The 6,285-nt window shown below is 67.5% G+C and carries 7 protein-coding genes; 2 read left to right on the forward strand and 5 right to left on the reverse strand.

The window, feature by feature from the left end; all coding sequences use genetic code 11:
* Positions 1-1,532: glutamine--tRNA ligase/YqeY domain fusion protein (locus AB7F93_RS13850; RefSeq protein WP_428303498.1), on the reverse strand; the 1,532-nt coding region annotated here is incomplete at its 3' end.
* 110 nt (positions 1,533-1,642) lie between these two features.
* Here AB7F93_RS13850 and ypfJ point away from each other — a divergent pair.
* A complete protein-coding gene (gene ypfJ, locus AB7F93_RS13855; protein ID WP_428303499.1) occupies positions 1,643-2,527 on the forward strand; it encodes a KPN_02809 family neutral zinc metallopeptidase in 885 nt (294 codons plus the stop codon).
* 12 nt (positions 2,528-2,539) lie between these two features.
* Here ypfJ and tadA read toward each other — a convergent pair whose 3' ends face one another.
* The 4 genes from tadA to AB7F93_RS13875 form a co-directional block, all read right to left on the reverse strand.
* Positions 2,540-3,025 (reverse strand): tRNA adenosine(34) deaminase TadA, encoded by a 486-nt coding sequence (tadA, locus tag AB7F93_RS13860; RefSeq protein ID WP_428303500.1) that lies wholly within the window; start codon positions 3,023-3,025, stop codon positions 2,540-2,542.
* Positions 3,000-3,332, reverse strand: a complete 333-nt coding sequence (locus AB7F93_RS13865; protein ID WP_428303501.1) for a hypothetical protein — start codon at positions 3,330-3,332, stop codon at positions 3,000-3,002. Before AB7F93_RS13865 ends, tadA begins: the two co-directional genes overlap by 26 nt.
* Positions 3,333-3,485: 153 nt before the next feature.
* Positions 3,486-4,037 (reverse strand): aromatic-ring-hydroxylating dioxygenase subunit beta, encoded by a 552-nt coding sequence (locus tag AB7F93_RS13870; RefSeq protein ID WP_428303502.1) that lies wholly within the window; start codon positions 4,035-4,037, stop codon positions 3,486-3,488.
* A 1-nt stretch (position 4,038) separates the two neighbouring features.
* Entirely contained in the window at positions 4,039-5,361 is a 1,323-nt protein-coding gene (locus AB7F93_RS13875; RefSeq protein WP_428303503.1) for an aromatic ring-hydroxylating oxygenase subunit alpha, read from the reverse strand.
* 192 nt (positions 5,362-5,553) lie between these two features.
* Here AB7F93_RS13875 and AB7F93_RS13880 point away from each other — a divergent pair, with 192 nt between their 5' ends.
* On the forward strand, positions 5,554-6,276 hold the full coding sequence (locus AB7F93_RS13880) for an NAD(P)H-binding protein (RefSeq protein WP_428303504.1): 723 nt from the start codon (positions 5,554-5,556) through the stop codon (positions 6,274-6,276).
* Positions 6,277-6,285: the final 9 nt, after the last annotated feature.

Consider the following 6,285-nt stretch of genomic DNA (forward strand, 5'->3'; position numbering starts at 1 on the left):
GACGGCTCCAGCAGGCAATCGCGCAAAACGTCCAGCGAATCCGGGTTCCGCAGCGACAGGTAGTCGTCGTGGCCGGCCGGGTCCGGCACGGCAAACAGGCGGTCGTACAGGCGCACCTCGGCGGGCAGCGCGTGCCGCGCATCCGCCCAGTGGATAGTGCCCTTCACCTTTCGGCCGTCCGGCGCGTTGCCGCCGCGCGTGGCGGGGTCGTAGCTGCAGATGAGCTCGACAACCTCGCCGGTGACGGGGTCGGTCACCACGCGCTCGCAGCGGATGAAGTAGGCGAATCGCAACCGCACCTCGCGACCGGGCGCGAGGCGATGGAAGTCCTTCGGCGGCTCCAGCATGAAGTCGTCGCGCTCGATGTACAGCTCGCGCCCGAACGGCAGCTTCCGGCTGCCAAGCTCCGGCCGCTGCGGGTGATTGGGCGCGTCGAGCCAATCGGTGTCGCCCGCCGGGTAGTTCTCGATCGTGACTTTCAGCGGGCGCAGCACCGCGAGCGCGCGCGGCGAGTCCTGCTCCAGCGCCTCGCGGATGCAGGTTTCGAGCTGCGCCACGTCGATGACGTTTTCCTTGCGTGTGACGCCCACGCGGGCGCAGAAGTCGCGCAGCGCCGCCGGCGGCACGCCGCGGCGGCGCATGCCGGACAGCGTCGGCAGGCGCGGGTCGTCCCAGCCGGCCACGTGGCCGCCTTCCACCAGCTCGTGCAGGCGGCGCTTGCTCATTACCGTGTACGACAGGTTCAGGCGCGAGAACTCGATCTGCTGCGGGTGGCAGGGTACCGGTAGCTGGTCGAGTATCCAGTCGTACAGCGCGCGATGGTCCTCGAACTCCAGCGTGCACAGCGAGTGGGTGATGCCCTCGATGGCGTCCGACACGCAGTGCGCGTAGTCGTACATGGGGTAGATGCACCAGGCGTTGCCGGTGACCGGGTGCGGCGCGTGCTTGATGCGGTAAAGCACCGGGTCGCGCAGGTTGAGGTTCGGCGACGCCATGTCGATCTTCGCCCGCAGCACGTGCGCGCCGTCCGGGAACTCGCCGGCCCGCATGCGGGCGAACAGGTCGAGGTTCTCGCCCACGCTGCGCGCGCGGTGCGGGCTGTCGCGGCCGGGCTCGGTCAGCGTGCCCCGGTAGGCACGCATCTCGTCGGCACTCAGGCTGCACACGTACGCCTTGCCGGCTTCGATCAGCTGCACCGCGTAGTCGTGCAACTGGCCGAAGTAGTCCGACGCGTGGAACAGCTTGTCGCCCCAGTCGAAGCCGAGCCAGCGCACGTCGCGCTCGATCGCTTCAACGTATTCGATGTCTTCCTTGGCCGGGTTGGTGTCGTCGAAACGCAGGTGGCAGACGCCGCCGAAGTCCTGCGCAAGGCCGAAATTGAGGCAAATCGATTTGGCGTGGCCGATGTGCAGGTAGCCGTTCGGCTCCGGCGGAAAGCGGGTCACCACCCGCGCGTGTTTGCCGCTGGCGAGGTCCTGCTCGACGATCTGGCGGATGAAATGGGTCGGCGGCGGACGGTCGGCAGCGTTCATGCGGCGGCTGGGCAGGGTAGGGGTGGCGGCTATTGTAGGGAAGCGCGATCCGGCCTGCCGGGCGCGCAGTGCGCTATGGTCGGCGCCCGGGACAGGCACGAGGACGAGTCATGCGGTGGCGAAGCGGCAGGCGCAGCGACAACGTCGAGGACTTGCGCGGGCAGCGCGCGCCGGGGGGCTTCGGCGGCTCCTCAGCGCTGGGGCGCGTGTTGCCGCTGCTGATTCGAACGCGCATCGGCCGGATAGTCTTAATCTTCGGCGCGCTGATCTACTTCGGTGCGAGGCTTCTGGGCATCGATTTATTTCAGGTGACGTCTGCGCCGCCTAACGAAGGTCAAACCGGCCGGGCGCTTTCGGCGCAGGATCAGGAACTCGCCGACTTCGTCTCGGTGGTGCTCGCCGACACGGAACAGACCTGGCACCAGCAGTTCACCGCGCGCAACCGTACCTATGTCGAGCCGAAGCTCGTTCTGTTCCGCGACGCGGTGCGTTCGGCCTGCGGTTTGGGGCAGGCGGCGATGGGGCCGTTCTATTGCTCGGGTGACCAGAAGCTCTACATCGACCTCGGTTTCTATGAGCAGATGAAAAATCAGCTCGGTGCGCCGGGAGACTTCGCGCAGGCGTATGTCATCGCGCACGAGGTGGGGCATCACGTGCAGACCCTGCTCGGCACGTCCGGAAAGGTACGCGAGGCGCAGCAGCGCCTGTCCCAGGTGGATGCGAACCAGCTCTCGGTGCGCCTGGAGCTGCAGGCCGATTGCTACGCCGGAATCTGGGGCCATCACGCCGACAGGGAGCGGCAGATTGTCGAGATGGGCGACCTCGATGAGGCCATCAACGCGGCGTCGGCGATTGGCGACGACACCCTGCAGCAGCAGGCGGGGGGGAGGGTGCGGCCGGAGTCATTCACGCACGGCACGGCACAGCAGCGCATGGAGTGGTTCCGGCGGGGTTACGACAGCGGACGGCTGGAGAGTTGCGACACGTTTCAGTGAAACGGGCCCAGTTCATCGTGCGCGGCGCTGCCGGAAAAAGTCCGTCAGCAGCGCGCCACAGTCGTCAGCGAGCAGCCCTTCGGTGATCATCGGTCGGTGGTTCAGGCGCTTCTCGCCGAACACGTCGAATACCGACCCCGCGGCGCCGGCGCGCGGGTCGCGCGCCCCAAACACCACGCGCTCGACGCGCGCCTGCACGATGGCGCCGGCGCACATGGCGCACGGCTCCAGCGTCACGTACAGCGTGCTGCCGGATAAGCGGTAGTTGGCCGCCTGCGTGGCCGCAGCACGCAGCGCCACGATCTCGGCGTGGGCAGTCGGATCGCACGCGCCGATCGGGCGGTTGTAGCCCTCGCCGAGCACGCGGTCGCCGGCCACCAGCACGGCGCCGACGGGGACCTCGCCCTCGGCCTCGGCGGCGCGCGCGAGCTCGACGGCCCGCGTCATCCACCGCGCGTCGACTGATTCGCTGTCAGCGGGGGTTTTCGTAGAAGACATACGGCGTCGAGAAGTCGCTCACCTCGAAGTACACCTTCTTCTCGCCGGGGTCGCGCTGGCCGTTGAGGTTCTCGTCCATCACGCCATAGCCGAAGCGGTAGGGCCGGGGCTGTCCGTCCTTGGTGCCCGTAGCGGTGCTGAGCTTGTCGATCTCGATGAAGCGCCGCACGAGCTGCGGGCCGGCGTAGACCTCGAGCACGCCGTTGGTGCCGGTCCAGTTCTGCACGGCGCGGCCGATTTCGTTCTGCGTTTCCTGCGTGCAGGCGGTGAGGCCCAGCACGGCGGCGGCGGCGATGAGGTAGCGCATGACAATCCCCCGAGGTAATGCACGGTCGAGCCTGGCAGGTGGGGGCAGTATGCGGCCCGATCAAGCCGCCAAAAAACAAACGCCGACGGCGAGCGTGGCACGCCGTCGGCGACAAGGCTGACGCGCGCGCCTCGCGGCGCGCCGTCCAGAGCTTTACAGGAAGAAGTACAGGTTCTTGTCCAGCACCACGCGCTGGTCCACCAGCACGGTGCGCCGCGCCAGCTTCCACTGGCCGTCCACCCGGCGCAGGCGGCACTGCTTGGTGCCCCACACCACGGTCTCGTCCCGCTGGCGGCGGTTGCGGTAGACGATGAAGTTGGACCACACGTCCACTTCGCCATCCACGTCCGCGAAGGCAGCGTCCACGTTGCTGACGAAGCGGCGGATGTAGTTTTGCGGGTCTTCCATCCACACGAGGCCCGTCTCCAGGCGCCGGATGCGCATGTCGAGCATCATGTGGTTGTCGTTGAACACGAACGCGCCGGGGTTGCTGCCGATGGTTTTCTTGTCGGCGCGCATGCGCACCTCGCGCACCGGCATCACGTAGTGGATGTCGTCGGTGAGCTGCGTCTGCCACCACTCGCGAAAGCGCTCTTCGTCCAGCATGCGCGCTTCCCGGATCAGGAAACGCTCCACCTCGAACAGCGTGTCGCGGTCCACGTAGCGCGGATTGGCCGGGGTCTGGGCTTGTGTCGGTGCATTCATGTCAGGCCACCTGTCGGTTGGGGGCGTAGTGGGGCTCGCGGGCGATTTCTTCCCAGCTGCGGCCGCTCATGAGTTCCGCCCAGCGGCGGTAGAAGCCGCGGTTCGAGGTTTCGCACACGATGCCCTTGCCGACGATGCCGGGCAGTTCCGGGTGCACGCCTTCGCGTACCTGGCCCATGCCCGAGTACAGCTTGCCGCGGCGCGTCACCCAGCCGCGGTTGCTGCCGGTGCACTGCTCCATGTTCTCGCCGTCGTCGGTCTCCAGCATGCCGGCGGTGCCGAAGGTCATCATGTTGGTGGCGACCATCATCTGCTTGAGCGCTTCCGGCATGTCCTTCTCGACCAGCGTCCAGGTCCACACCTCGATGTTGTGCGGCCCCATCGGCAGCCACAGCTTCCAGGTGTTGGTGCCGTACAGGAACGAGCAGTTCGGGAAAATGCTGGCGTCCCAGTGGCCGTTGTAGAAGCGTGAGCGCCACTCGCCCAGGCGCTCGCGCATGATCGGCGTGCGCTGCGCGAGCCATTCGCGAAACGCGCCGCCGTCCGGATGAATGGCCGCCGCCGCGTCCCAGATGACGCCGAAGCCGTGCCCGCCGCGGGTGGTGACCTGAAGGCCGGTATCGACGTCGTAGGCCTGGTTGCCGGCCAGCGGCGAAAGGGGCGACTCGATGGCCTTCAGCGCCGCCGCGTGCGCCCAGCCGACGTGGTAGCCGTCGGCGATGAAGTTCTCGACCGGCACTTTCCAGTTGCAGTTCAGGATCGATTTCATCGGCGGGCCGAGCAGCTCCACGCCGCCCGGCACGTCGAGAAAGCTGTCCATGTACCAGGCCATGTCGCCGAGGTAATCGCGCAGCGACGGCGCACCGGCGTCGAAGGTGCCGAACACGAGACCCTTGTAGCTTTCCACCTTGGCCACCGGATGCATCGCGTAGCGCGGGCGCTCGATGGCGTTGTAGTAGGTGTCGTGTTCCAGCGGCACGGTGACAAGATCGCCATCCAGCCCAAACGCCCAGCCGTGGTAGGCACAGGTGAACGAGCGCGCGTTGCCGCTGTCGGCATGGCACACCACGTTGCCGCGGTGCGGGCAGGAGTTGATGAACGCCTTGATCTGGCCGTTCGGCTGCCGGGCAACGATGACGTTGTCCTCGGCCATGCGCGTGGTGATGAAGTCGCCGGGGTTCGGGATCTGCGACTCGTGCGCCAGAAACAGCCAGGCGCGGGCGAAGATCTGCTCCAGCTCCTGCTCGTAGATGTCCTGATCCCAGTAGATGCGGCGGTCCTGCACCGCCCCGTCTTCGAGGATCAGCTTGGTGACGTCTTTCACGCGATACCCTCCATGGTGTGGGGATGCCGCCCGACCCACGACGGCCGGGCAGCGGCACTGGGCACCGATGCGGCGCCACGGAGCGGATAGTGGAAGGCCGCCGGCGCGGGCTCTTGACGGCTGTCAAGGGCGGCGGTCGGGCGCCCACTGGGGCATAAAATCCAGCCGCAAACACCACCGAGGAGGTTCGGCATGAGCGACACGATTGCCGTCATTGGCGCCACACGCGGCACGGGTCTCGCGGCCATGCGCCAGTTGATCGCGGCCGGCCGGCCAGCCGTGGCGGTAGTGCGCAGCGTCGAGAAGGGACGCGAGCTGTTCGGCGACAAGGCGGGCGTGGTCTACGGCGACGTGACGCGTCCCGAAACCCTGGTCTCGGCGATCGACCCCGACTGGGCCGGCATCGTGTTCACGGTGGACATCACTGGCGGCATCGCCGGGCGTGGCATGTTCGCAAGCCGCGAGAAGATTCGCGCCGTCATGTACGGCGGCCTTGTGAACGCCGTGGAAGCTTGCAAGCAGCGCGGTTTCAAGGGCCGGCTGGTCTTGTTGTCGACCATTGGCCTCACGCAGCCCTCCACCGCCATGAGCATCCTCAACCGGGTGAAGTCCGGGCTGCGCGACCACTCGCTCGACAAGGGCGAGTACCTCAAGAAAAGTGGCCTCGATTGGTGCATCGCGCGGGCCGGAATCCTCAACGACAAGCCGACCGGCGCGCACGTGCTCGACATCAGCGCCCGCGACTGGCCTCTCGAAATGCGCTACCAGATCGCCCGCGGCGACCTCGCGCGGGTGCTGCTGGCGTGCGTCGACCATCCCGCCGCCAGCCGGCGCGAGCTGAGCGTGTTCTGGGGCGAGGCGGGGCACGACAGCGACGAGCAACTCACGCACAAGCTCGCCGCGCTGGCCGGCTGAGCGTGCTGC

This window comes from Immundisolibacter sp. (genome assembly GCF_050250495.1).
GTDB lineage: Bacteria > Pseudomonadota > Gammaproteobacteria > Immundisolibacterales > Immundisolibacteraceae > Immundisolibacter.